This window comes from Litorivivens sp., from assembly GCF_041625495.1.
GTDB lineage: Bacteria > Pseudomonadota > Gammaproteobacteria > Pseudomonadales > Spongiibacteraceae > Litorivivens.
Window position 1 is genome coordinate 1 of record NZ_JBFJTH010000035.1, and the last position, 21,025, is coordinate 21,025.

Below are 21,025 nucleotides of genomic sequence, written 5' to 3' on the forward strand. Positions count from 1 at the left end.
AAGGCGTCCAGAACGCTGCACGTAGACGACACGCTGATGTACATTCAGTTGCCAGGTATTGTCGGCAAAGTACGCAAACCCAATGTGAGTTTTCACTTAACCTTGGCAAAAACCCTGGAGAAACGCGCTGGAGCCTGCGCCGATTTCCGGCTCTGGGCTACGCAACTGGCTGAGCAATGGCATGACGCACAACATCTGTGTGCGGCTCACTCGGCAACGTTACTTGATGGTGGCGCGACACCGGGTAGCATTGCAAAACAGGTTCTGGAAGCGCTGTCGCGAGCAGAAAAAACCTTGCGCCGGCACGAGAAAAAATACGGCTAACCTTCCGGCCAGTCGCTGTTAACCTGCGATTGCCAGCGCGGCGCGCGGCGTTCGGCGAACGCACGGCCGCCCTCAATCGCATCGGCTTTGCCCATGGTGTGTTGCAGCCATTGACTCTCTTTGGCATCCATCGCGTCAAGTGACATGCCCAGACCGTCCCATAGCAGGCGCTTGGACATGGCGGCGATTAGTGGTGAACTTTGCGACGCAATTTCGTCGGCAAAACTCAAGGCCGCCGGCAATACCTGTGCAGCGGGCAGAATTTCTCGTGCCAGACCTTTCTCGGCCAACTCGTCACTGGTGAGCGTTCGTCCCAATACAAGCATTTCCATCGCGGCTTCAACGCCTATCAGGCGTGGCAGCAGCCAGTGGGAACAACCGTCGGCCAGGACTCCGCGTCTGGATTGGATTAACCCGTATTTGCTATCGGTCGCTGCGAATCGAAAGTCGCACTGTAATGCCAGGCTGAAACCCAGCCCGATCGCGTGGCCATTCATGGCGGCGATCACTGGTTTGCGTACCTTCCAAGCGGGCAATACAGGACTGGAACTGAAATTGGCACTGTCGTGTGTATCAAAGCTATCGGCACCGCTACTCATGTCTGCACCAGCGCAAAATGCTCGGCCGTTGCCGGTTACCACTACCGCACGAATGCTGTCGTCACGGTCGCACTCCCGGTACCGTTCGCTCCAGAGTTCTCCCATGTCGCCGGTAAAGGCATTGAGGGCCTCTGGCCGATTTAGGGTGATCAGTGCCACATGGCCGTAGCGTTCGAACAATAATGGGGCAGCGCCGGTCATGACATGTCTCGCAGCTGTTTTAGATTCAGTATTTTGCTAAGGTTGGCAGCATTTGCAGCCGGTTACCATGACATTTCTGACAGCCCGGTTGCCCTGTAATTGAGGTGGTCTGTGGCGGTTGGTCGGTTAAGGTATGGTTGGCGTGGTCTGGTTGCGCTGGGTCTCCAGTTACTGCTTTGCCACGCGCCCGCATTGGCCAAGAGTGAGTGTGCCGGCTGCCATGCAGAGCAGGTTGCGCAATGGCAGCAATCGCACCATGCCAAGGCGATGCTCCCGGCAACGAAAGAAAATGTGGCTGCGCAGTTTGATGGCAGCGCGACTCGCTACAACGGCCGCGATTTTCGATTTGTGGCAACGGCGGCCGGCTATCAGGTTCAGATTAGCATCGGTGAGAGCGCAGAAATCTACCCGGTTGATTACACCTTCGGCGTTTACCCGCTTCAGCAGTATCTGGCCCGCTTACCACAGGGGCGCTATCAGGCGTTGCCGGTAGCTTGGGACACACGGCCGAAAGAAGAGGGTGGTCAGCGCTGGTTTGCGCTGGAATCGGATCTCGACTGGGATCACCCGGGTTTTACCTGGAATACTTCTTGCGCTGAATGCCATTCCACTCGGCTTGAAAAAAACTTCGATGCTCAGACCAGAATTTTCAATACCCGGTTCGATGAGATTAATGTCAGCTGTGAAGCCTGCCACGGCGACAGTTCGGGGCATTTGCAGTGGCTGGAGAGCGGGCAGCCAAATACAGGCGGTGCTGGCTTTGCGGCCAGCCTGGGTGAACGGGGACAGTGGCAGTGGCTTGAAGACAGCCCCATTGCCCGTCGCGATTTCCCTCCCACCGGCGCGCAGCTGTCCAGTTGCGCGCAATGTCACAGTCGTCGTCAGTCGGTTGGAAAATGGCATCCGCAGTCGCCTGTGTTTGACCACGCGATGCCAACGTTGATTACGCCGCCGCATTATTTCGCCGATGGTCAGATTCGCGACGAGGTCTTTGTGCTCGGCTCGTTTTTGCAAAGCCGCATGCACGCGGCGGGTGTTGTGTGCAGTAATTGCCATGAGCCGCACACAGCGGCTTTGCGTGCCGACGGTGATGGTGTGTGTACGCAATGCCACAAGGCAGAGGAATTTGCAGCGCGTAAACACCATCAGCATCAGCCTGAATCGGTGAATTGTGTCGACTGCCATATGCCGGCTACAACCTATATGGGAGTGGACCCGAGGCGAGATCATCGCTTTGGGGTGCCCGATCCTGAATTCAGTGCAGCGCTTGGCAGCCCTGACCCCTGTCGCACCTGTCACGCGAAAGCCGGTGCCGAGTTTCTGAGCCAGCGTTTGCCAGGCTTGCCCGGCGCTTCTGCCATGCAGGCGCGTCACTTTGCGCGGGCGCTGACCAAAACGATGTCGCCGGGAGATTTACACCGAATCGACAGCGGCTATTTTCCGCCTATCCGAGAGGCGAGTCTGCTGTCACGTCTTTCACCTGCGGCTGAATCCGAACGCGAAGTGTTACTCGGCAAGCTGGCGCACGATTCGCCATTGGTGCGGGCGGCGGCAGTTCGCCAACTATTTCCTCTCGCGCCAGCCGAGCGTTGGCGTCTGCTTCAGCCAATGTTGTCGGAAACCAATCGTGCGGTCAGGATGGAGCTGGCACCGGTGTTGGCGGGTGCGGTGCCCGACAAAGTTGACGCGCAAACCCGAAAGTTGCTGAGCAGGCTCTTCAAGGAGTATGAAACTCTGATGCTGGCAAACCTGGATAGCCCACAAATGGCAAGCAATTTCGCCAATTACCGAGCGGCACAGGGCAAAGATGCAGAAACCCTTGCGCTGTACCGGCGCGCCATTGAGCTGGATTCGGAGTTCCTTTATCCCTATCTGCAGATTGCGGCTCTGCGACGCGATCACGCCGATGAACGTGAGTGGTTGGAGCGTGCCCGTGCCGTGGATCCGCAATCGGGCGAGGCGGCTTATCAGCTGGGCCTTTACCATATTCGGCAAAAAGACTATGGGTCGGCACTCAGGGAATTGGCGCAGGCCGTAGACATGGCGCCACGGCGCAGTGATTTTACGTACACCTACGCCGTTGCGCTTGAAAATGCGGGAGAGCTGGATAAAGCCATTGCGATACTCCGCAGGCTCGAATCTGTCGGTGATGCTTCTGATCGCAGCCGCGACCTTCTCCTGCGCTACTTGCTCAAGGCTGGGCGGGAGGCTGACGCGCAAGCACTGCTGCAGACGTGGCTGGCTGCCGAGCCCGCCAATACAACCGCTCAAACCTGGGCGCGCTGGCTGCACAATCGCCCATAAGCAATTGAAAGCAGAGCGAGATTAACTTTTGGCGTCATCGATCAAAAACCTGTAACAAACTGTCAACCGGATGTCATTCCCGGTCATTGTCCCCCTGAGTGGCTAGCGGGATGCTTGCAGGTAATGGGCCAAATGGCAGGGGGACATATGCACGCCAAATTTACAGAGGAAGAGCGCGCTTTTCAGCAAAGCGTTCGCGAATTTATGCAGCGTGAATACACGCCTGAACTGGCGGCTAAAATCCGCCACCCGGAATCGTTCAAGGCCGGTATGATCGAGTGGCAGAAAAAACTCGACGCCAAGGGCTGGGCTGCTAACGGTTGGCCGGTAGAACATGGCGGGTGTGATTGGAGCGCGACCCAGAAAAGTATATACGTCAACGAAATGGCTTTTGCCGGTGCGCCCGATGTTGTACCGATGGGCATCAAAATGGTGGGGCCTGTGCTCTACAGTTTTGGTTCCGATGAGCAAAAGAAGCGTTTTCTGCCACCGACAAAATCCAGCGACATCTGGTGGTGCCAAGGATACTCCGAGCCTGGCGCCGGTTCTGATCTGGCGGCACTGCAAACGCGCGCGGTGCGCGACGGGGACGATTATATCGTCAGCGGCACCAAAATCTGGACCACCTATGCCCAGCATGCGGACTGGATTTTCTGTCTGGTGCGTACCAGCAGCGAAGGAAAGCCCCAGGAAGGCATCAGCTTCCTGCTAATCGATATGACATCCCCGGGCATTTCCGTGTCTCCCATTATCTCCATCGACGATGAGCATCATCTAAACGAAGTGAGCTTTACGGATGTACGCGTGCCGGTGGAAAACCGAATCGGTGAGGAAAACAAGGGCTGGACCTATGCTAAGGCCCTTCTTACCTATGAACGCACGGCTCTGTCAGGGGTTGGCTATTGCAAACGAACCCTCAAGCGCATCCGGGAACTGGCGGCCCAGGAAAGTCACGGTGGTCGTCCATTGTTGGCCGATCCCGATTTTCAGGCCCAGCTCTCCGATTTGGAAATGGAGGTTACCTCTCTGGAATATCTGGAGCTACGCGTTTTAAATGCGGTAGACAAAGGGGGGGCTCCCGGCATGGAATCCTCATTGCTGAAACTCAAGGGTTCCGATTGCCAACAGGCGGTACAAACCCTGTTCTGGAACGTGGCCGCGGCCTATGGTGGTGTGTTGCCAGATGAGGATCACGGCATTCATAGCGGCCACGAATTTGGCAACGTGGCACGTCGCGAATACATGTTTGGCCGTGCCACCACCATCTACGGCGGTAGCAATGAAGTGCAGCGCAATATTATTGCGAAATTTGGATTAGGGCTGTAGGAGGTCATCATGGATTTTTCTCTCACTGAAGAGCAGCAACTACTCAAAGACAGCGTGGAGAAATTTGTCGCTAGCCAATATAGCCCGCAGCAGCGCGAACAGTTGTTGCATGCGTCAGCGGCGTTCAGTACGGATCACTGGAAAACTTTTGCCGAACTTGGCTGGCTGACGATTCCATTCAGTGAGGAGCTGGGTGGCTATGGCGGTGGGATTGTCGAGTCTGCGATCGTCATGGAGGCCTTTGGACAGGCGTTGGTACTGGAGCCTTTTGTGGATACCGTATTGTTGTGCGGGCAGCTGCTCGCACGTAGCGGAAATGTTGCATTGTGCGAACGGTACCTCACACCGCTGATGGGTGGCGAGTTGCAGGCTGCGGGTGCGTGGCAGGTAAGAACGACCCGTTGCAACCTGAACCACTGCCAGACCAGCGCCTCGCGCAGTGGCGACGGGTATGTGCTCAGCGGCGAAAAAGTGCTGGTGAGTAATGCCGATGCCAATGTATTGATTGTATCAGCACGTACCGACGGTGAAGCAGATGCATCTCAGGGTATCAGTCTGTTTGCCGTGCCGATGGACACCAGCGGTGTTAGCACACAGCGCTTGAAACTGATGGATGGGCGTGAAGCACTCAACGTACAACTCGACAATTGTGAGTTGCCGGCGGATGCCTGCCTGAAAGAAGACGCGTTCCCATTACTGCAATCGGTGGTCGATGAGGCCGTGGTGGCTTTGTGTGCCGAAGCCGTTGGCGCGATGGACTACCTGTATAAAGCGAGTGTTGAATACAGCAAAACGCGCAAGCAGTTTGGTCAACCCATTGGCAAGTTTCAGGCGCTGCAGCACCGCATGGTAGATATGTTTATGCATACTGAGCAGTGTCGTTCCATGTTGGTGAGCGCTTTGTGCGCGGTATCTGACAACAGTGACGATAAGGCCCAGGCAATCGCCGCGCTTAAAGCGATGGTGGGAAAATACGGTCGTCGTGTTGCGGAGGAGGCCGTTCAGTTGCACGGTGGGATGGGGGTGACACATGAGATGAATATTGGTCATTATCTCAAGCGGTTGATGATGATTGACGTGACCTTTGGTGACGCATCGATTCACCGGCGTCGCTACTGTACCTTGCGCTATGCGGCCTGATTAAATTCGCCTGCATTGGCAAGTTAGCTGGCAGCCTAATAATTAAAACACTGCGAGGAAGCGAGTATGTCGCTATTTTACAGCTTGACCGATCACCTGGATTTTCATGCCCGTACGCGGGGTGAACTACTGTTGGCCAGCGACGACCGCCAGTCGCTCACCTTTGCCCAGGCCAAACAACGGGTTGACCGCATTGCGGGCGCCCTCGAAGCGTCTGGCATCGAAGCCGGCGATCGGGTGGGTATTCTGGCCAAGAATTCGGTCGATAACCTGTGCACCTTCCTTGCTTGTGCCCGCCTTGGCGCTGTCGCGGTAGGATTAAACTATCGGCTTACCCAGCCCGAAGTGGAATTCATCGCCAGCGATGCGGAAATCAAACACCTGTTCTTTGATGCAGAGTTCGACCCATTGCGGGGAGATTATCTGCGTGCCCAGCCCTGCGTGTGCTACGACAGTGGCAGCCAGGCCCCAGAATTTGTCAGCTGGATAGAGCAGGGCGAGCCGATATGTGAATCGCGAGCCGGCGGCGATGACGTGCTGTTCCAGATGTACACCAGTGGCACGACGGGTTTACCCAAAGGCGTTTTGATTACGCACCGCAATGTGTTGCTGGTGACCTATCAGTCGCCCATGACGACTGGCAAAGGACACCGCGTCGGCGAGAAAGGGCTGGTTGTTGCCCCGCTGTTTCATGCCGTGGGGCTGGTTGGCGCGCTGATGGGGGTGATTTACGGTGGCACAATGCTGATCCATCGTGACTACGATCCGGTGGGTATGATCGAAACTCTCGAGCAGGAGAAGATCAATACCACGGCGGTGATCCCGGTGATGCTACAGTTTTCGATTATTTGCGTACCTGATATCGCCGAGCGAGATTTTTCCAGCCTCCATACGATCAATTACGGTGCTTCGCCGATCGCGGAAGACCTGCTGCGACAGTGCATGGATATATTCCAGTGTGATTTTATTCAGGGCTATGGGCAAACCGAAGCAACACTGGCGCTAACTTTCTTGACTGCGGATGATCATCGCGCCGCGTTAGCTGATAAACCGCATTTGCTGCGCTCCTGCGGACGTGCAGTATTCGGCACAGAAATCCGGGTGGTAGATGAGCAGGGTAATCCGCTACCGCCGGGCGAAATTGGCGAGATTGTGGCACGTGGTCCGCAATTGATGAAAGGCTATTGGAAGCGCGACGATGCCACTGCGAAAACCATTGTCGATGGCTGGCTGCATACCGGCGACGCGGGCAGGATGGATGACGAAGGGTATGTCTATATTCAGGATCGGGTAAAAGACATGATCATTTCCGGCGGGGAAAATATTTACCCGGCAGAGCTTGAAAATATCTTGATGGGGCATCCGCAGATTCAGGACGCAGCGGTGATTGGTGTTGCGGACGAGAAGTGGGGCGAAGTGCCTTTTGCTGTGTTGGTCAGCGGTGGGGCTGCTGAGCTGACGCCAGATGAACTGGTGGCGTTTTGCAGAGGTAAACTCGCGGGTTATAAAATTCCGCGACAACTGGCTTATGTTGAGGCGTTGCCGCGCAACCCAACCGGAAAAATCCTGAAGAAAGATTTGCGGGAACTGTTTCGCGAGAAAATGTCGGCCAGCGCTTGATCGCACTGCTTAGAAAAAACGCCGAATTAACGTAGCGCCAAGGATAATCCACAGTGCAATACAAATGATCAGGCTGAGTGGGCCACGAGGCTTTTCGGTATCACTTTTGTTACGGCGGCTGATATTGGCAGAGCCACAGGCAGGGCAACGACCCTGCCTGAAATTGTGGCCCTGATAGCTGCAATCCTGGCAGCAGTAAGTGGTGGGCATGACGGATTCCTGTTTGTTATTTTTCTGAGACGAACTCACCGTAAACGTCAATGCCGTCCAAGTCTTTGGCAGAGACCTTTCCTTCCAGCATGGGAATTCGAGGTGCAATCGCCTCTAGCATGAAATCCCGAAATATACGGATGCGCGCGGTGGTGCGCAAATCAATATGTGACAGCACCCAAAACCCCATGGGTTGATCAACATGCTCACAGGGGATTTTTGTTAACAGCGGGTCGAGCTCACCCAGTCCAGTAGGCAGCTGGGCAATGCCGTGGCCGTGGCGAGTCAGCTCATAAGCTACATTCAGTGAGTTAACGCGATAACGCACAGGCAGCTCCGGAAAGCTTTCTTCTTTCCATTGCGGGTGAGGGCGTCTCTGATCTAGCAACCAGAGTATAGCGCCCACATCTTTACTGCCTTTGGCAATACGCTCCGCAAGTTCATGAGTGGCATAGACCCCATAGGCAAAATCAGCAATTTTCTTGCCCAGCACATTCGGTGGTGGATCATTGGTTACGCGAAAGGCAATGTCGGCTTCATGCACTGACAAATTGAAAGGGTCTTCAGAGGCAATGAGTTCGATAGCTATGTCGGGATATTTTTCGCAGAAGGCTTTTATTCCCGGCTGTAAAACTCGTTGGATCGTGAGATCTACCGCAGTCACTTTGAGGATGCCGCTGAGTTCCTGGCTGTCGGCCAGTACCTGGCGCTGGATGTTGCTGACTTCTTCGGCGATGGATTCGGCGGACTTCAACACTGATTCACCCACCGGGGTAATCAGCCAACCTGCGGTGGAACGGTCAAACAGGCGCACATTTAATTGTTTTTCCAGCGCGGTGATACGACGCGACACAGTCGTGTGATTAACATCCAGTGAACGCGCGGCCGCAGTGACCGATCCTTCTTTTACTACCGCGAGGCAGTATTGTATGTCGTTCCAATCCAGGTTCTGCATGTCTGCACACCAATTCTGCCAAAACGGCTATTCTCGTGTATGTGCGCACATAGTAACGTGTTCCCCGTGGCAGACACAAGCGCCACTCACACTAAGCACTTGAGGACAGGGACATGAACACATTACTCAAACTGACAGCGACCATCACGACCTCTATTCTGTTGTCCGCACCTGCCATGGCCGGCACAGGTGTTTCTGAAATGGCCAGCATATGTAAGGCCGGCGCGTTGAGCGAATTCGCCAAGGAAGAGCCAACACGTGTGAAGTTTAAAGGCGTGTCAGGCCCGCGGTCAGCGAAACAGGTTCGCCTTCAGATCTTCCCGCAAGCCGGTGGTACTTTTGACGCAACCTGTGAGCTAAACACCAAAACCGGAGAGATTCTCGCCCTGACGCGCCAGAGTTGAACCGAACCATCCAGGAGCTCCCTTACGGAGCTTGGGCAATAGCCCACTCGCAAAGGCTCTCTTCGGAGGGCCTTTTTTGTGCCGGTGAATAGGTGCTATAAGCACAGTGGATAGCGGTGGCGGCCGTTCCTGAGTAGGCTCTATGTGAGCTCTAGGAGGTATCGCATGAAAGACCGTTTCTCCCTCGCGTCAGACAAGTATCAGCAATATCGGCCGGTATACCCAGCGGCGCTATTTACCAAGTTAGCCAGTTTGGCGCCCGGTGCAGACCTGCTGTGGGATTGTGGTTGTGGTACCGGGCAAGCATCGGTGCTGGCGGCCGAGCATTTTCGTCAAGTGATTGCCACCGATCTCAGCCTGCCGCAAGTGGCTCAGGCTCGCCCTTGCGCGAATGTCCAGTATCTGGCCGGCAGAGCGGAAGCAGCGCCGCTGCACTCGGCCAGCTGTGATGTGGTTCTGGTTGCCCAGGCGCTACACTGGTTCAACTTCGATCCCTTTTTTTCGGAGATTGAACGAGTGTTAAAGCCTGGCGGGCTGTTTGTCGCGCTCACCTATAACCTGTTGTCGATTGCGCCGGATATCGATGAGCTGATCCGGGACTTCTACTCAGAGGCGGTAGGGAAATTCTGGGACACAGAGCGTCGCCACGTTGAAAATGCCTATGTGGATATCCCCATTCCGTGGCAGGGGCCAGTGCTAGATGATTTTGCGATGCGTGCCCGTTGGACGCCGCAACACTTGTTAGGTTACTTGCGTACCTGGTCGGCGGTTAAGAATTGTCAGCGTGTTGAAGGCTATGACCCGGTTGCGTTGATCGAGGGCGATGTTATGCGCTTGTGGCCTGAAGGGGAGCGCGACGTGCGTTGGCCGCTCACGGTGATTGTACGCTATCGGCCTTGAATTGGGCGGCTTCCTGGCGTCGGTAGTGGTTGGGCGGCACGCCGGTCCAGTTTCGAAATGAGCGAATAAAGGCGCTGGGCTCGGAAAAGCCCAGCTGATAAGAAATTTCCTGCACGCTGGCGTCGCTTTGCTGCAACAAGTCAATGGCCATATCGCGCAGCAATTCATTGCGAATCTGTCGAAAATCGCAGCCTTCATCGCGCAGTCGGCGGCGCAGGGTTTGCGGTGTCAGCCCCAACGATTCCGAGATCTGCTCGTAGCTTGGGCTGTTAGGCAGGGATTTGCGGATATATCGGCGAATCTGGTCGGTATAGTTCTTCTGGTGGCTGGGCATAAACAACAGGTTGTAGGGCATCTGACGCACCAGTGCTTCGAGATCGTCGTGGGATTTTACAACCGGCAAATCCAGTAACCGCGATTCAAACACCAATTCGCTCTGCGCTTGTTCAAAACGCATCGGGCTGAAAAATAGAAAGTGGTATTCGTCGCGATGGGGTGGCGCAGGATAATGGCATCCCACATAGCTAAGGGGGATGGGGGTGCCCACCAGCCAGCTCATAAAGCGGTGGGTGAGCATCAGGTGCTGCTCCACCACCCAGGGACTAACCGTGCAGCCGGCCTCGGGTTGTATTTGATAATGCGCGTTGCGGCCCGCTTCCTTGAAGTGTGGTTGATAGCCGGTTTCGAGGATGTCGATAAACTGAATATTGCGAGCTATGGCAGAACGAAGGTCTTTTGCCTCCGACACAAACTGGGCCAATAAGCGGTAGGTGCCCAGCTTGAGCTTGCCCGGATAGTGGCCGCAGGCTTCATCACCACTAACTTTCATAGCCGAGCGGCTGAGCTGGGCAAACTGGGCGGGCGATATTCGCGCTTTGTCCTGCTGAATAATATCAGGCGCAAGACCAGCCCGACGAAACAGTTCCGCACGCTGATGCTCCGGGCAATGTGACAGCATTGATCGGACAAAACAGATGGAGATGGTACGGCTGTTCACAGTGGGCAGCGCTCCGAGCCTGATGATTTCACTAAAGTACAGCATCGCCACTTGTAAGAAAATGTCAATATGATGTCAGGGTCTATCATTGTTTGTTTTTGCCGTCAGAGCGACGCTAAGGCCGCAATTTAGAGGCGGTGCCGTGCGCTCGACGGGCGGCTGACCAAGCCTCACTCTATTGTCAAAACTAACTGATTTCAGGAGATATTTATGGATATTCAAGGCAAGGTCGCAATTGTTACCGGGGGCGCATCTGGGCTAGGCGAGGCAACCGTTCGGGCCTATGTGGCGAAAGGGGCCAAGGTGGCAATCTTCGATCTGAATGAAGACCGCGGCCAGTCCATTATTGCTGAATTGGGGAGCGAAAACGTCAGTTTCTACAAGGTCAATGTATCGGATGAGGACTCTGTGCAGGCCGCGATAGACGGTGTAATGAGCACCTATGGCGCGCTTCATATATGTAACAACTACGCCGGTATCGGCAATGCCATCAAAACCCTCAGTAAAAAAGGAGCTTTTCCGCTGGATGCCTACAAGCAGGTGATTGATGTGAATCTGGTGGGTACCTTCAATGTGGCGCGCCTAGCAGCCGAACAGATGGCAAAAAATGACCCATACGATGATGCCAATGCGCGCGGCGTGATTATCAATACCGCCTCGGTGGCAGCCTACGAGGGCCAGATAGGGCAGGTGGCTTACAGTGCTTCCAAGGGCGGTGTGGTGGGTATGACCGTACCGATGGCGCGTGATTTGGCGTCCTACGGCATTCGGGTAAATACCATTGTGCCGGGGCTGATTCACACGCCATTGTTTGAAATGTTGCCGGAAGAAGCTTATAAATCGCTGGAGGCGGCGGTGGTCAATCCCAAGCGACTGGGCCGCCCTGAGGAGATCGCCCATCTGTCGGTCATGATCGCCGAAAATGAATATATGAATGCCGAATGCATCCGTCTTGACGGCGGTATCCGAATGCAGCCTCGCTAACGCAACTAGTTGTTTAAAAATAAAAAAACCGGCGCTAATCAGTGCCGGTTTTTTTTCATCTAACGAGCAGATTTTTCCGTAGAGTGAGATGTGTTTACTGGCAACATGCTATGTGAACCGCTAGCATATGGCGCAGTTTTAATGTGGCTAACCGGGGCGCAGCACCGGGTCATAGTGAAAGCAGGTGTGGAGTGGGCATGGCCGAACAAAAGAAAACGATCGCCTTGACGGTGAATGGGCGGGCCGAGCAGCCGGTCGTCGAACCCGATAAGCCCCTTTTGTGGGTGTTGCGTGACGAGCTGGACCTTACTGGCTCCAAATACGGTTGTGGCAGGGCGCTGTGTGGTGCCTGCACCGTGCATGTAGATGGCCAGCCTACGCGCGCCTGCGTCACCCCGGTAGAGGCCGTCGCCGGAAAATCCGTGACCACCATTGAAGCGCTTGACGAAACCGCTCTGGGTGTCCGCGTGCAGCGTGCCTGGAAAAGCCTGAATGTACCGCAGTGTGGTTACTGTCAATCGGGGCAGATTATGGCAGTGGTGGCCTTGCTCAAGGCGATACCCCGGCCGAGCGATCAGGATATCGACGAGGCCTTGTCCGGGAATATCTGCCGTTGCGGAATGTATCCGCGTATTCGCAAGGCAGTGCACGAACTGGCGGCGGGAGGGTTCGCATGAAACAGAGCAGACTGCCGCGACGCGATTTTCTTCGAGCGACAGCGATAGCTGGTGGTGGCTTGCTGGTAGCCTGCAAATGGGATTCTGGGAGCAGCCGGTCGCGTGATTCGGGCAACAATCCGGGGCGCGGTGGTGGTTCGGAACGCGAACCCGAGCCTCAGCCGGACCCCAATGCTGAGCGTTGGACACCAAACGCCTTTATTCGTATCAGCGCCGACAACTTTGTCACGATCATTGTCGGTGCAGCCGAGATCGGACAGGGCACGATGACGGCCGTCCCGATGATAGTTGCTGAAGAACTGGATGCAGACTGGACTCGGGTGAGTTGGGAGCAATCGCCAGCCTCCGCTATTACCTACGGCAATCCCTTTTGGCAGGCTGAAGGTGGCTTGGGGGACTTGGATCAGGCTGGTTTGCAGATCACTGCGGCCAGCACCACGGTACGCGGTTACTACGATTCGCAGCGGCGCGCAGGCGCGGCCGTTCGGGCGATTCTGATGGAGGCCGCTGCGGATCAACTGAATGTGCCTGTCAGTAGTCTGCGCACCGAAGACAGCTTTGTTATTCACGACGCCTCGGGGCGGCGTTTGAGTTACGGCGAACTGGCGGCAGCAGCTGCCGACAAAACACCGCCGTCGTCTCCCGTGCTGAAAGATCCTGCGTCTTTCAAAATCATCGGCCAATCCAAGGAGCGTCTTGACGCAAAGCAGAAGTCAGACGGTTCTCTGGATTACGGATTCGATTTCAAAATTCCCGGCATGGTTACCGTGATGGTGATGCGCTCGCCTGTGTTTGGTGCACCGTTGCTTGATTGGGACGATAGCGCTGCTTACAGCGTTAGTGGCTTTATCGGCAGCCACCGGGTGCCGTCAGGTATCGCTGTGGTCGCCGAAAATTTCTGGGCGGCAGAGCAGGCGCGCAAGGTTATTACAGCCAATTGGCTGACCAGTGCCGGCGAAACCCTTTCGACCGATGACCTGGTTGCTGAGTTTGACAACCGCAATAGCCTGCCCGGCTTACCCGTGCGCAATGATCAGTTGGGAGAACTCGGGCACTTGGGCGCAGCCCAGACACTGGAAGCGGATTTTCACTTTCCCTACCTGACGCATGCGCCGATGGAACCCCTGAATGTGACCATTGATTATCGGGGCGATAGTTGTGAAATCTGGTGTGGTAGCCAATGGCCCGATATGGATCAATTGGTTGCTGCAACCATACTTGGTTTGACGCCAGATCGAGTGCAGTTTAACAACCTGCTGTCCGGTGGTGGTTTTGGGCGCCGCGCTTGCCTCAACTTTGACTATATCCAGGAAGCGGCCCATGTTGCAAAAGCCGTAAACAGGCCGCTGAAAGTGGTTTGGACCAGGGAAGATGATATTCGTGGTGGTTATTATCGTCCTTACACAGCCTGCAAGCTGAAGGCGTCACTGGACGCGCAGGGGAATGTGCAGGCCTGGTCGCACCGGGTAGCGAGCCAGACCTTGTTGATAAGCCCTCTGGTAGAAGCGGTAACTGGTCTGGTGACCGAGGAGGTTCAGACCAGTCAGGGGGCGACGGAAATGCCCTACGACATTCCAAATGTCTATGTCGATACCCATGCGGTGCTTAACCGGGTGCCAGTGTTGTGGGTGCGCTCGGTCGCAAACGCAACCAATGTGTACGCTGTGGAAACATTTTTTGACCATGTGATGCGTGCTGCCGGCAAGGACCCGCTAGCGCAGCGCCGCAGCATGTTGCAGAGCAAGCCACGCCATTTGGCGGTGCTCAATGCCGTTGCAGACATGGCGGGCTGGGAGAGTGCTCCTGCCGCGAATGTTCACCGCGGCATTGCCGTTTTTGCTTCTTATGCCAGTGTGATAGCGCAGGTTGTTGAGGTAGAGGTTGTCACCGAGGCGCAGCGCGACCGGGTAACCTTGAAACGTATTTTCAGTGCCGTGGATTGTGGCACGGCGGTCAATCCGGATCTTGTGGAAGCGCAGATTGAATCCGGTATTGTGTTCGCGCTTTCTACAGCTCTGTTTGGTGAAATAACGCTTGATAATGGTGAAGTGAAACAGAGTAACTTTCACGATTATCAGGTTTTGCGCATGTACCAGACACCGCAAATAGAAACTCGTATTCTGCCGTCAACTGAGCACCCCGGTGGTGTCGGAGAGTTGGGTGTGCCCTGTGTGGCGCCGGCTCTGGCCAATGCGATTTCCAGCGCCACCGGAGAGCTTTATCCGGTGTTACCTCTGTCGCGCCATGCGCGGTTGGCATTTGATTAAGGAGGTCGTAGTGCGAAATCTGTTTTCTGCTGCTGTACTGAGCGCTCTGTATTTCACCATCGTGCCCGGCTCGGTGTTGGCTCAGGGGGCGTCTACGCACGCATTTGGACCGATAGCCGAGGTTTTGCGGCATCCGCGCTGTATGAATTGTCACACGGTTACCAACTTTCCCCGGCAGACCGACCAGCGTTTGCGTCATGCCCAGCTCGTGGTTAGGGGTAAGGATGGGCACGGCGCGCCAACACTACAATGCAACGCCTGTCACCAAGATCGCAATGTAGCGGACGGCAAGGTGCCTGGCGCACCGCACTGGCATCTGGCACCGCTGAGTATGGGGTGGGAAAATCTTGATGATACTCAGCTGTGTGAAGCTTTGTTGGATCGCAGTAAAAACGGCAATCGCAGTGTCTCGGATTTGGTGCATCACATGACAGTGGATGCTTTGGTGTTATGGGGCTGGTCACCGGGCGGTGACCGCACGCTACCACCATACCCGCATGCGGAATTTGTCTCCTACCTCGAGGACTGGGCCGATGCCGGGGCGCCCTGCCCATGAGCGAAGTATTTCACCTGAGTGGCTAAGTCAAGCTTGTGCCGGCACAGCGATCTCATCGTAAAAGCAGTAGGTGTTGTTTTTCTTTTTGGCTCGATATAACGCGATATCAGCGTTGCGGCACAATTCATCGACACTATCGCCGTCGCCCGGAAACAGGGCGACGCCGATACTCGCTGTCACGCGGTGCGTTTGTTCATCCGCTACGATGGGCTTGGCCAAAACCTCGTTGATACGTTTCAGCACGGTATCGCCCGCCGAGCGGTCGGTAATGTCCGGGAGCAGCAGTGTAAATTCGTCACCACCAAAACGGGCGACCATATCCTCACCCCGAATAACATCGTTCAGACGCTGGGCGATGGTTTCCAGAATAACGTCACCAGTGTGGTGTCCAAAGTTGTCATTGATGGGTTTGAAGCCATCGAGGTCGATATAGCCCAACGCAAAGCTCTGTTTATGACGGCGGGCGCGAGCCAGGGTGCGTTCAAAATATTCAAAGAACTGAAAGCGGTTGGGCAGGCCGGTGAGCATGTCGTGGCTGGCCTGATAGACGTAGCTGTCGCGTTCTTCCTTTAGTTTGTTTTGTAAGTCGCGGTACATCCATTCGTAGAACACCAGGCCCGTGGTCCCCATAAAGATCAGCACAAAAAAACAGATGATCTCCAGTGTCTGCCGTGTCTGCTGCTCAGGGATGAATTGGTACGAGAGCAAGCCATAGTGGCTGAGCACAAGAGAGATCAGGCACAGCAAAACGGTAATGGCCAGCCAGACAATACCGCGCTTCATGCCAAATAGCACAAAGGCAAATATGGGGGTGAAAAGTGTGAGTTGCGGCACCGGTGATTCTATAAACCCTCCGCTGAGCTGAGTGGCGAGCATGTTTACCGCCAGTAGCACGCCAAAGGTAATGTGTGCTGAAAGTGCGAAATTCCCGCGCTTTATTAATATATATAGGGCCAGCAAGTAGCCTGCCAGGCAGATAATGTCTACTGCCATCGCGATGGGAAGCAGCACGCTGTTAAAGCCGATCAGTATCAGGTAGACCGGGATCGTCAAAAAACAAAAGGTTATATTCAGCAACAGCAGTGCGAGTAGTAGATGGCCCCTGAGGTAGTACTCGCCACTGCGACTGATGGATGGCGGCAACAGGCGCTCGGCTATGCTTGATAGGCGCTGTGCCATGGGTGATGTAGACGGTACTTCCAAGTCAGGATCCTTCCCAGCATATTATTGTCGTCGCGTATTATTTGTGCAGTTTACCCTAAAGTGTGATGTTTGAAATCTAACGATTGGTTTTGTTGTCGACATCGTGTCGCTAATTTTTGGTAACGTCGTTAAAACTGTGGTTAGTGTGACACTTTTGTTGCAGAGGTCGGAGATGTATTACGTTGATTTTTCGGTGATTTTAAGTTTTGTTTGGATAAAGTCCCGGTGCGGAACATAAATCAGATCGGCAATCTTGCGGATGAGGTGATCCTCGTATTTTGATACTTCGCCATCCGCCATGGCCACTTGCCAGAGGGTTTCCAGCAGCTGGCATTTCTGTTCGGGGCTATAGTGCTCGTTAATGAGCGCTGTATAAGGGTGGTAGGCATTATCTTCCTGGAACTGCTGCTCGGCGAGCTGCATCAGCTCGTCGATCTCCTGCTCGCTGATATCGTGCTCGCGACGCAGCAGGGCGCGAATAGCCTCGAGTTCTTCCGGATTCTGCTCAAAATCGGCCTTTGATAACTCGATAAGCAGTGCCGCGCTGGTCAGACGAAGGCGGTGGTCGCGGTCGTCACCTGACGTAGGGCTAAGCTTGTCTCGGAAAAAATCACTGAGCTGCTTGAGCATCAGGACATCTCCATGAGCAGCTTCTGCAGTTTGCGCTGATCAGCGGCAAACAGGCGAATACCTTCTGCCAGCTTCTCGGTGGCCATGGCATCGTCGTTGAGGCGGAAGCGAAATGCGACTTCGTCTACCGCGCAGCGCTCATCGTCGCTTTTCGCATTGTCGGCGAACAATCGCTGATAGAGCGGGTTTTCGTTCAGGCTGAGTTCTTCCAGTAGGGCAGGGCTGATGGTCAGCCGGTCACAGCCCGCAAGTGCTTCAATCTGTCCGGTATTGCGAAAGCTCGCGCCCATCACAATCGTTTTATAGTTGTAGGCTTTGAAGTAATTGAAGATACGTTTGACCGACTGTACGCCGCGGTCTTCATCGGGATTGGTTTGGGCTTCGCCGCGCGCCTTATACCAATCATAGATACGGCCAACAAAGGGTGATATCAAGGTGGCGCCGGCGTCGGCACAGGCGCGCGCCTGATCAAAGCTGAACAGCAGCGTCAGATTGCAGTTGATTCCCTGCTTTTCAAGGTGCTCCGCAGCCTTGATGCCTTCCCAAGTGGATGCAATTTTGATCAGCACTTTTTCCCTGCCGATGCCGCGTTCGGCGTAGAGATTCATAATCTCATTGGCCTGGGTGATGGTCGCTTGTGTGTCGAAGGACAGGTGGGCGTCAATCTCGGTGGATACGCGGCCCGGCACAATGGCGGCTATTTCACTGCCTATTGCCACGGCCAGACGGTTTACAGTGCTGCGCATATCCTCGGTGGAACTGCCGGGTTTTAGCGCTGCTGCATGCTCGCGAATCAGTGGCTGGTAGTCGTCCAGTGAAGCGGCCTTGAGCAACAGTGAGGGGTTGGTGGTCGCATCGAGGGGTTCGAATCGCTTGATGGCAACGATATCCCCCGTGTCGGCAACTACATCGCTGAATTGTCGTAATTGATCGAGCTTGTTACTCATAATCTTCCATTATTTATCAGGCGGTTACCCCGAGTGTACCCGCAAATGTGGTGGTTTGTTGAGACAATTGACGGCATCTTTTAACACCTCAAGACCTGCGCCGGGCTTGTGTGCATTCTGCGACAGGTGGCGTCGGAACTGCCGTGCTCCGGGCTGACCGTTAAACAGCCCAAGCACGTGTCGCGTCATATGGTTGAGGCGAGTGCCATTAGCCAATTGTGCTGCCACGTAGGGATAAAACGCGTCGATAGCCTGTTCTGGGCTCGGCTGCTGCGCTGTGCAGCCATAAAATTCTCGGTCTACTGAGCATAGCACGGCGGGGTTTTGGTAGGCGGCTCGCCCCATCATTACGCCGTCGACATGGTTGAGGTGTTGTTTTGCCTCTTCGGTTGTGTGGATGCCGCCATTGATAATGATTTCCAGTGCCGGGAAATCCTGTTTGAGCTGATAGACCTTGTCGTATTCCAGTGGGGGTATTTCCCGGTTCTGTTTGGGGCTTAGGCCGCTGAGCCAGGCTTTGCGCGCGTGCACAATAAAGACCGAACAGCCGGCTTCGGCCACTGTGCCCACAAAGTCGCAGAGAAAGGCATAGGAATCGAGATCATCAATACCGGTGCGGTGTTTTACGGTAACGGGAATATCGCAGTTGTCGCGCATGGCTTTTACCCCTTCAGCGACGGTATTGGCCTCGCCCATCAAACAGGCGCCAAAGCTGCCGTTTTGTACGCGGTCAGAAGGGCAGCCGCAATTGAGGTTAACTTCGTCGTAGCCCCATTGTTGAGCCATTTGTGCACATTTCCCGAGTGCGCTTGGGTCGCTGCCTCCCAATTGTAGTGCCACCGGGTGCTCGCAATCGTCGTAGTCCAGAAACCGTGCTGGCTCCGCGTGAAGCAGGGCACCGGTGGTGACCATTTCGGTATACAGGACAGCCTGCTCGGTCAGCTGGCGCCAGAACACCCGACAATGACGGTCGGACCAGTCCATCATGGGGGCTACGCAGAAACGACGATCTATTTCAGGGGATGACACAAGCAGTTACCGGATGAGTTGCGAGAGGTGAACACGTATAATCGCCGCCTATTGTATGTAATTCGGCAACAGGAATCATTATGACCGCAGTACGCACCCGAGTAGCGCCATCTCCCACAGGCGATCCGCACGTCGGAACCGCTTATATCGCTCTGTTTAACTACTGTTTCGCCAAGGCGCATGGCGGTGAATTTCTGTTGCGGGTGGAAGACACAGATCAGCAGCGCTCAACTCCGGAGTCCGAGCAGGCGATTCTGGATTCCCTGCGTTGGCTAGGCTTGGATTGGGATGAGGGCCCGGATGTGGGGGGCGAGGCAGGGCCTTATCGTCAGAGTGAGCGCAGCGACATCTACCAGCAACATGTGAATGAATTGCTGGCAAAGGGTCATGCCTTTAAATGCTATCGAACTGCTGAGGAACTTGATGCCCTGCGTGAGTCCCGCCGCGAAGCCGGCCAGCACAGTGCGTTGAAGCCCAGCGACCTAAAGTTGCCCGAGGACGAGGTTGCACGACGCGAGGCTAACGGCGATCCCTATGTCGTTCGTATGGTTGTGCCAGAGGAGGAGGGGCGTTGCGTTATCAATGATATGTTGCGCGGTGACGTGGAGCTGGACTGGGGACAGGTAGATGCCCAGGTGCTGCTGAAATCTGATGGGCTGCCCACCTATCATCTGGCTAATGTGGTGGACGATCACCTGATGGGGATTACCCATGTGATCCGTGGCGAAGAGTGGATTAACTCCGCGCCAAAGCACAAGTTACTCTACCAGTATTTTGAGTGGGATATGCCCCAACTCTGCCACTTGCCACTGCTGCGTAATCCGGACAAAAGCAAGTTGAGCAAGCGTAAGAATCCGACCAGTATCCTTTACTACCAGAAGATGGGTTTTCTGCCTGAAGCCCTGCTGAACTACCTTGGGCGGATGGGCTGGTCGATGCCCGATGAGCGTGAAAAATTCACCCTCAGCGATATGATTGCCGCGTTCGATATTCAGCGCGTGAGCCTTGGCGGTCCCATCTTTGATGTGGAGAAACTGTCCTGGCTAAACGGCCTGTGGATTCGCGAAGAGTTGAGTCTTGAGCAGTTGGCTGACCGGCTTCACGACTGGGCGTTTAATCGCGATAGGCTGCTGGAGATTTTGCCTCACGCGCAAGCGAGAATGGAAACGTTTAGTGATCTCGCGCCACTAGCCGCTTTTTTCTTTTCGGGAAAGCTGCCGCTATCCGCTGCCAGCTTTGACGGTTTGGCGGTGAAAGAGGATCAGTTGCTGGAGCTGCTACAGTTTTGCGTATGGCAACTGGACAATCTTCGCCAATGGAATCGCGATGAGATCTTTGCTTCATTGACAGCGGTGGCTGATGCAATGGAGCTTAAGATGAAAGATTTTGTCGCGCCGTTGTTTATTGCGGTGGCCGGTACCACGGCGTCGATCTCTGTGTTCGATTCGATGGTGGTTCTGGGGCCGGATATGAGCCGTGCACGCTTGCGCAACGCGCTGGATCTGTTAGGCGGTGTAGGTAAGAAAAAGCTGAAAAAGCTGGAAAAACGCTACGAGGAAATCAGTCGCTGAAAAAATTGCGGGTGAGGGGCGTATTCGAGTTGACAGGCAAAGGCAGTCTGCTTATGATGCGCACCTTCTCGCGTGGGGGGCTATAGCTCAGCTGGGAGAGCGCTTGCATGGCATGCAAGAGGTCGGCGGTTCGATCCCGCCTAGCTCCACCAAATCTTCTGATTGTGTCTGAAGTTTTTCT

Annotated in this window: 18 protein-coding genes, 1 tRNA gene and 1 pseudogene; 13 read left to right on the forward strand and 7 right to left on the reverse strand. The window is 55.0% G+C overall.

Features of this window, described 5'->3' with window-relative positions; all coding sequences use genetic code 11:
- Positions 1 to 324, forward strand: a pseudogene (locus tag ABYP39_RS06130) (hypothetical protein); the annotation flags it as partial.
- On the opposite strand, the gene ABYP39_RS06135 reads toward ABYP39_RS06130, so the two are convergent.
- Positions 321 to 1,124, reverse strand: a complete 804-nt coding sequence (locus ABYP39_RS06135; RefSeq protein WP_372781608.1) for an enoyl-CoA hydratase/isomerase family protein — start codon at positions 1,122 to 1,124, stop codon at positions 321 to 323. The pseudogene ABYP39_RS06130 and the gene ABYP39_RS06135 sit on opposite strands and share 4 nt — an antisense overlap.
- A gap of 111 nt (positions 1,125 to 1,235) precedes the next feature.
- Between ABYP39_RS06135 and ABYP39_RS06140 the strand changes: the two genes are divergently transcribed.
- The 4 genes from ABYP39_RS06140 (at position 1,236) to ABYP39_RS06155 (ending at position 7,514) form a co-directional block, all read left to right on the forward strand.
- Positions 1,236 to 3,428 carry a tetratricopeptide repeat protein gene (locus ABYP39_RS06140; RefSeq protein ID WP_372781610.1) on the forward strand — a complete coding sequence of 731 codons (2,193 nt, stop codon included), beginning with the start codon at positions 1,236 to 1,238 and terminating at the stop codon, positions 3,426 to 3,428.
- Between the two features lie 147 nt (positions 3,429 to 3,575).
- Positions 3,576 to 4,754, forward strand: coding sequence for an acyl-CoA dehydrogenase family protein (locus ABYP39_RS06145; RefSeq protein ID WP_372781612.1), 1,179 nt, complete (start codon positions 3,576 to 3,578; stop codon positions 4,752 to 4,754).
- Positions 4,755 to 4,763: 9 nt separating this feature from the next.
- Positions 4,764 to 5,894: an acyl-CoA dehydrogenase family protein gene (locus ABYP39_RS06150; protein WP_372781614.1), complete on the forward strand. Its 1,131-nt coding sequence runs from the start codon at positions 4,764 to 4,766 to the stop codon at positions 5,892 to 5,894.
- A gap of 66 nt (positions 5,895 to 5,960) precedes the next feature.
- Positions 5,961 to 7,514: a long-chain-fatty-acid--CoA ligase gene (locus tag ABYP39_RS06155; RefSeq protein WP_372781616.1), complete on the forward strand. Its 1,554-nt coding sequence runs from the start codon at positions 5,961 to 5,963 to the stop codon at positions 7,512 to 7,514.
- 226 nt (positions 7,515 to 7,740) lie between these two features.
- On the opposite strand, the gene ABYP39_RS06160 is transcribed toward ABYP39_RS06155, so the two are convergent.
- On the reverse strand, positions 7,741 to 8,679 hold the full coding sequence (locus ABYP39_RS06160) for a LysR family transcriptional regulator (RefSeq protein WP_372749984.1): 939 nt from the start codon (positions 8,677 to 8,679) through the stop codon (positions 7,741 to 7,743).
- 113 nt (positions 8,680 to 8,792) lie between these two features.
- Between ABYP39_RS06160 and ABYP39_RS06165 the strand changes: the two genes are divergently transcribed.
- Together ABYP39_RS06165 and ABYP39_RS06170 are read left to right on the forward strand one after the other, a co-directional pair.
- Positions 8,793 to 9,083 (forward strand): hypothetical protein, encoded by a 291-nt coding sequence (locus ABYP39_RS06165; RefSeq protein WP_372749985.1) that lies wholly within the window; start codon positions 8,793 to 8,795, stop codon positions 9,081 to 9,083.
- Positions 9,084 to 9,248: 165 nt separating this feature from the next.
- Positions 9,249 to 9,983: a class I SAM-dependent methyltransferase gene (locus ABYP39_RS06170; RefSeq protein WP_372749986.1), complete on the forward strand. Its 735-nt coding sequence runs from the start codon at positions 9,249 to 9,251 to the stop codon at positions 9,981 to 9,983.
- Here the strand turns inward: ABYP39_RS06170 and ABYP39_RS06175 are convergent.
- Positions 9,955 to 10,980 carry an AraC family transcriptional regulator gene (locus tag ABYP39_RS06175; protein ID WP_372749987.1) on the reverse strand — a complete coding sequence of 342 codons (1,026 nt, stop codon included), beginning with the start codon at positions 10,978 to 10,980 and terminating at the stop codon, positions 9,955 to 9,957. The two genes, ABYP39_RS06170 and ABYP39_RS06175, sit on opposite strands and share 29 nt — an antisense overlap.
- Positions 10,981 to 11,190: 210 nt before the next feature.
- Here ABYP39_RS06175 and ABYP39_RS06180 point away from each other — a divergent pair, with 210 nt between their 5' ends.
- From ABYP39_RS06180 to ABYP39_RS06195, 4 genes are all read left to right on the forward strand, one after another.
- Positions 11,191 to 11,964: an SDR family NAD(P)-dependent oxidoreductase gene (locus ABYP39_RS06180; protein WP_372748559.1), complete on the forward strand. Its 774-nt coding sequence runs from the start codon at positions 11,191 to 11,193 to the stop codon at positions 11,962 to 11,964.
- Between the two features lie 197 nt (positions 11,965 to 12,161).
- Entirely contained in the window at positions 12,162 to 12,641 is a 480-nt protein-coding gene (locus tag ABYP39_RS06185; protein WP_372748558.1) for a (2Fe-2S)-binding protein, read from the forward strand.
- Positions 12,638 to 14,908 (forward strand): molybdopterin cofactor-binding domain-containing protein, encoded by a 2,271-nt coding sequence (locus ABYP39_RS06190; RefSeq protein WP_372781618.1) that lies wholly within the window; start codon positions 12,638 to 12,640, stop codon positions 14,906 to 14,908. Before ABYP39_RS06185 ends, ABYP39_RS06190 begins: the two co-directional genes overlap by 4 nt.
- 10 nt (positions 14,909 to 14,918) lie before the next feature.
- On the forward strand, positions 14,919 to 15,464 hold the full coding sequence (locus ABYP39_RS06195; RefSeq protein WP_372748556.1) for a hypothetical protein: 546 nt from the start codon (positions 14,919 to 14,921) through the stop codon (positions 15,462 to 15,464).
- A gap of 27 nt (positions 15,465 to 15,491) precedes the next feature.
- Here ABYP39_RS06195 and ABYP39_RS06200 read toward each other — a convergent pair whose 3' ends face one another.
- The 4 genes from ABYP39_RS06200 to dusA form a co-directional block, all read right to left on the reverse strand.
- Positions 15,492 to 16,667, reverse strand: a complete 1,176-nt coding sequence (locus ABYP39_RS06200) for a diguanylate cyclase domain-containing protein (protein WP_372748555.1) — start codon at positions 16,665 to 16,667, stop codon at positions 15,492 to 15,494.
- 177 nt (positions 16,668 to 16,844) lie between these two features.
- On the reverse strand, positions 16,845 to 17,297 hold the full coding sequence (locus ABYP39_RS06205; RefSeq protein WP_372748554.1) for a TerB family tellurite resistance protein: 453 nt from the start codon (positions 17,295 to 17,297) through the stop codon (positions 16,845 to 16,847).
- Complete coding sequence (gene tal, locus ABYP39_RS06210) at positions 17,297 to 18,244, reverse strand: transaldolase (protein WP_372781620.1); 948 nt, start codon at positions 18,242 to 18,244, stop codon at positions 17,297 to 17,299. Before tal ends, ABYP39_RS06205 begins: the two co-directional genes overlap by 1 nt.
- A 24-nt stretch (positions 18,245 to 18,268) precedes the next feature.
- Positions 18,269 to 19,273, reverse strand: a complete 1,005-nt coding sequence (gene dusA, locus ABYP39_RS06215; protein WP_372764009.1) for a tRNA dihydrouridine(20/20a) synthase DusA — start codon at positions 19,271 to 19,273, stop codon at positions 18,269 to 18,271.
- Between the two features lie 80 nt (positions 19,274 to 19,353).
- Here dusA and gltX point away from each other — a divergent pair, with 80 nt between their 5' ends.
- Positions 19,354 to 20,844 (forward strand): glutamate--tRNA ligase, encoded by a 1,491-nt coding sequence (gene gltX / locus ABYP39_RS06220; RefSeq protein ID WP_372781622.1) that lies wholly within the window; start codon positions 19,354 to 19,356, stop codon positions 20,842 to 20,844.
- 76 nt (positions 20,845 to 20,920) lie between these two features.
- Positions 20,921 to 20,996 (forward strand) — tRNA-Ala (locus tag ABYP39_RS06225).
- The last annotated feature ends 29 nt before the right edge of the window (positions 20,997 to 21,025 follow it).

Bases quoted from the DNA above. Each gene is read 5' to 3' on its own strand.
- gltX (WP_372781622.1), top strand. From the start codon at position 19,354: ATGACCGCAGTACGCACCCGAGTAGCGCCATCTCCCACAGGCGATCCG.
- ABYP39_RS06180 (WP_372748559.1), top strand. From the start codon at position 11,191: ATGGATATTCAAGGCAAGGTCGCAATTGTTACCGGGGGCGCATCTGGG.
- ABYP39_RS06165 (WP_372749985.1), top strand. From the start codon at position 8,793: ATGAACACATTACTCAAACTGACAGCGACCATCACGACCTCTATTCTG.
- ABYP39_RS06135 (WP_372781608.1), bottom strand. From the start codon at position 1,124: ATGACCGGCGCTGCCCCATTATTGTTCGAACGCTACGGCCATGTGGCA.
- ABYP39_RS06185 (WP_372748558.1), top strand. From the start codon at position 12,162: ATGGCCGAACAAAAGAAAACGATCGCCTTGACGGTGAATGGGCGGGCC.
- ABYP39_RS06145 (WP_372781612.1), top strand. From the start codon at position 3,576: ATGCACGCCAAATTTACAGAGGAAGAGCGCGCTTTTCAGCAAAGCGTT.
- ABYP39_RS06170 (WP_372749986.1), top strand. From the start codon at position 9,249: ATGAAAGACCGTTTCTCCCTCGCGTCAGACAAGTATCAGCAATATCGG.
- ABYP39_RS06155 (WP_372781616.1), top strand. From the start codon at position 5,961: ATGTCGCTATTTTACAGCTTGACCGATCACCTGGATTTTCATGCCCGT.
- ABYP39_RS06160 (WP_372749984.1), bottom strand. From the start codon at position 8,679: ATGCAGAACCTGGATTGGAACGACATACAATACTGCCTCGCGGTAGTA.
- ABYP39_RS06190 (WP_372781618.1), top strand. From the start codon at position 12,638: ATGAAACAGAGCAGACTGCCGCGACGCGATTTTCTTCGAGCGACAGCG.
- ABYP39_RS06150 (WP_372781614.1), top strand. From the start codon at position 4,764: ATGGATTTTTCTCTCACTGAAGAGCAGCAACTACTCAAAGACAGCGTG.
- ABYP39_RS06205 (WP_372748554.1), bottom strand. From the start codon at position 17,297: ATGCTCAAGCAGCTCAGTGATTTTTTCCGAGACAAGCTTAGCCCTACG.
- tal (WP_372781620.1), bottom strand. From the start codon at position 18,244: ATGAGTAACAAGCTCGATCAATTACGACAATTCAGCGATGTAGTTGCC.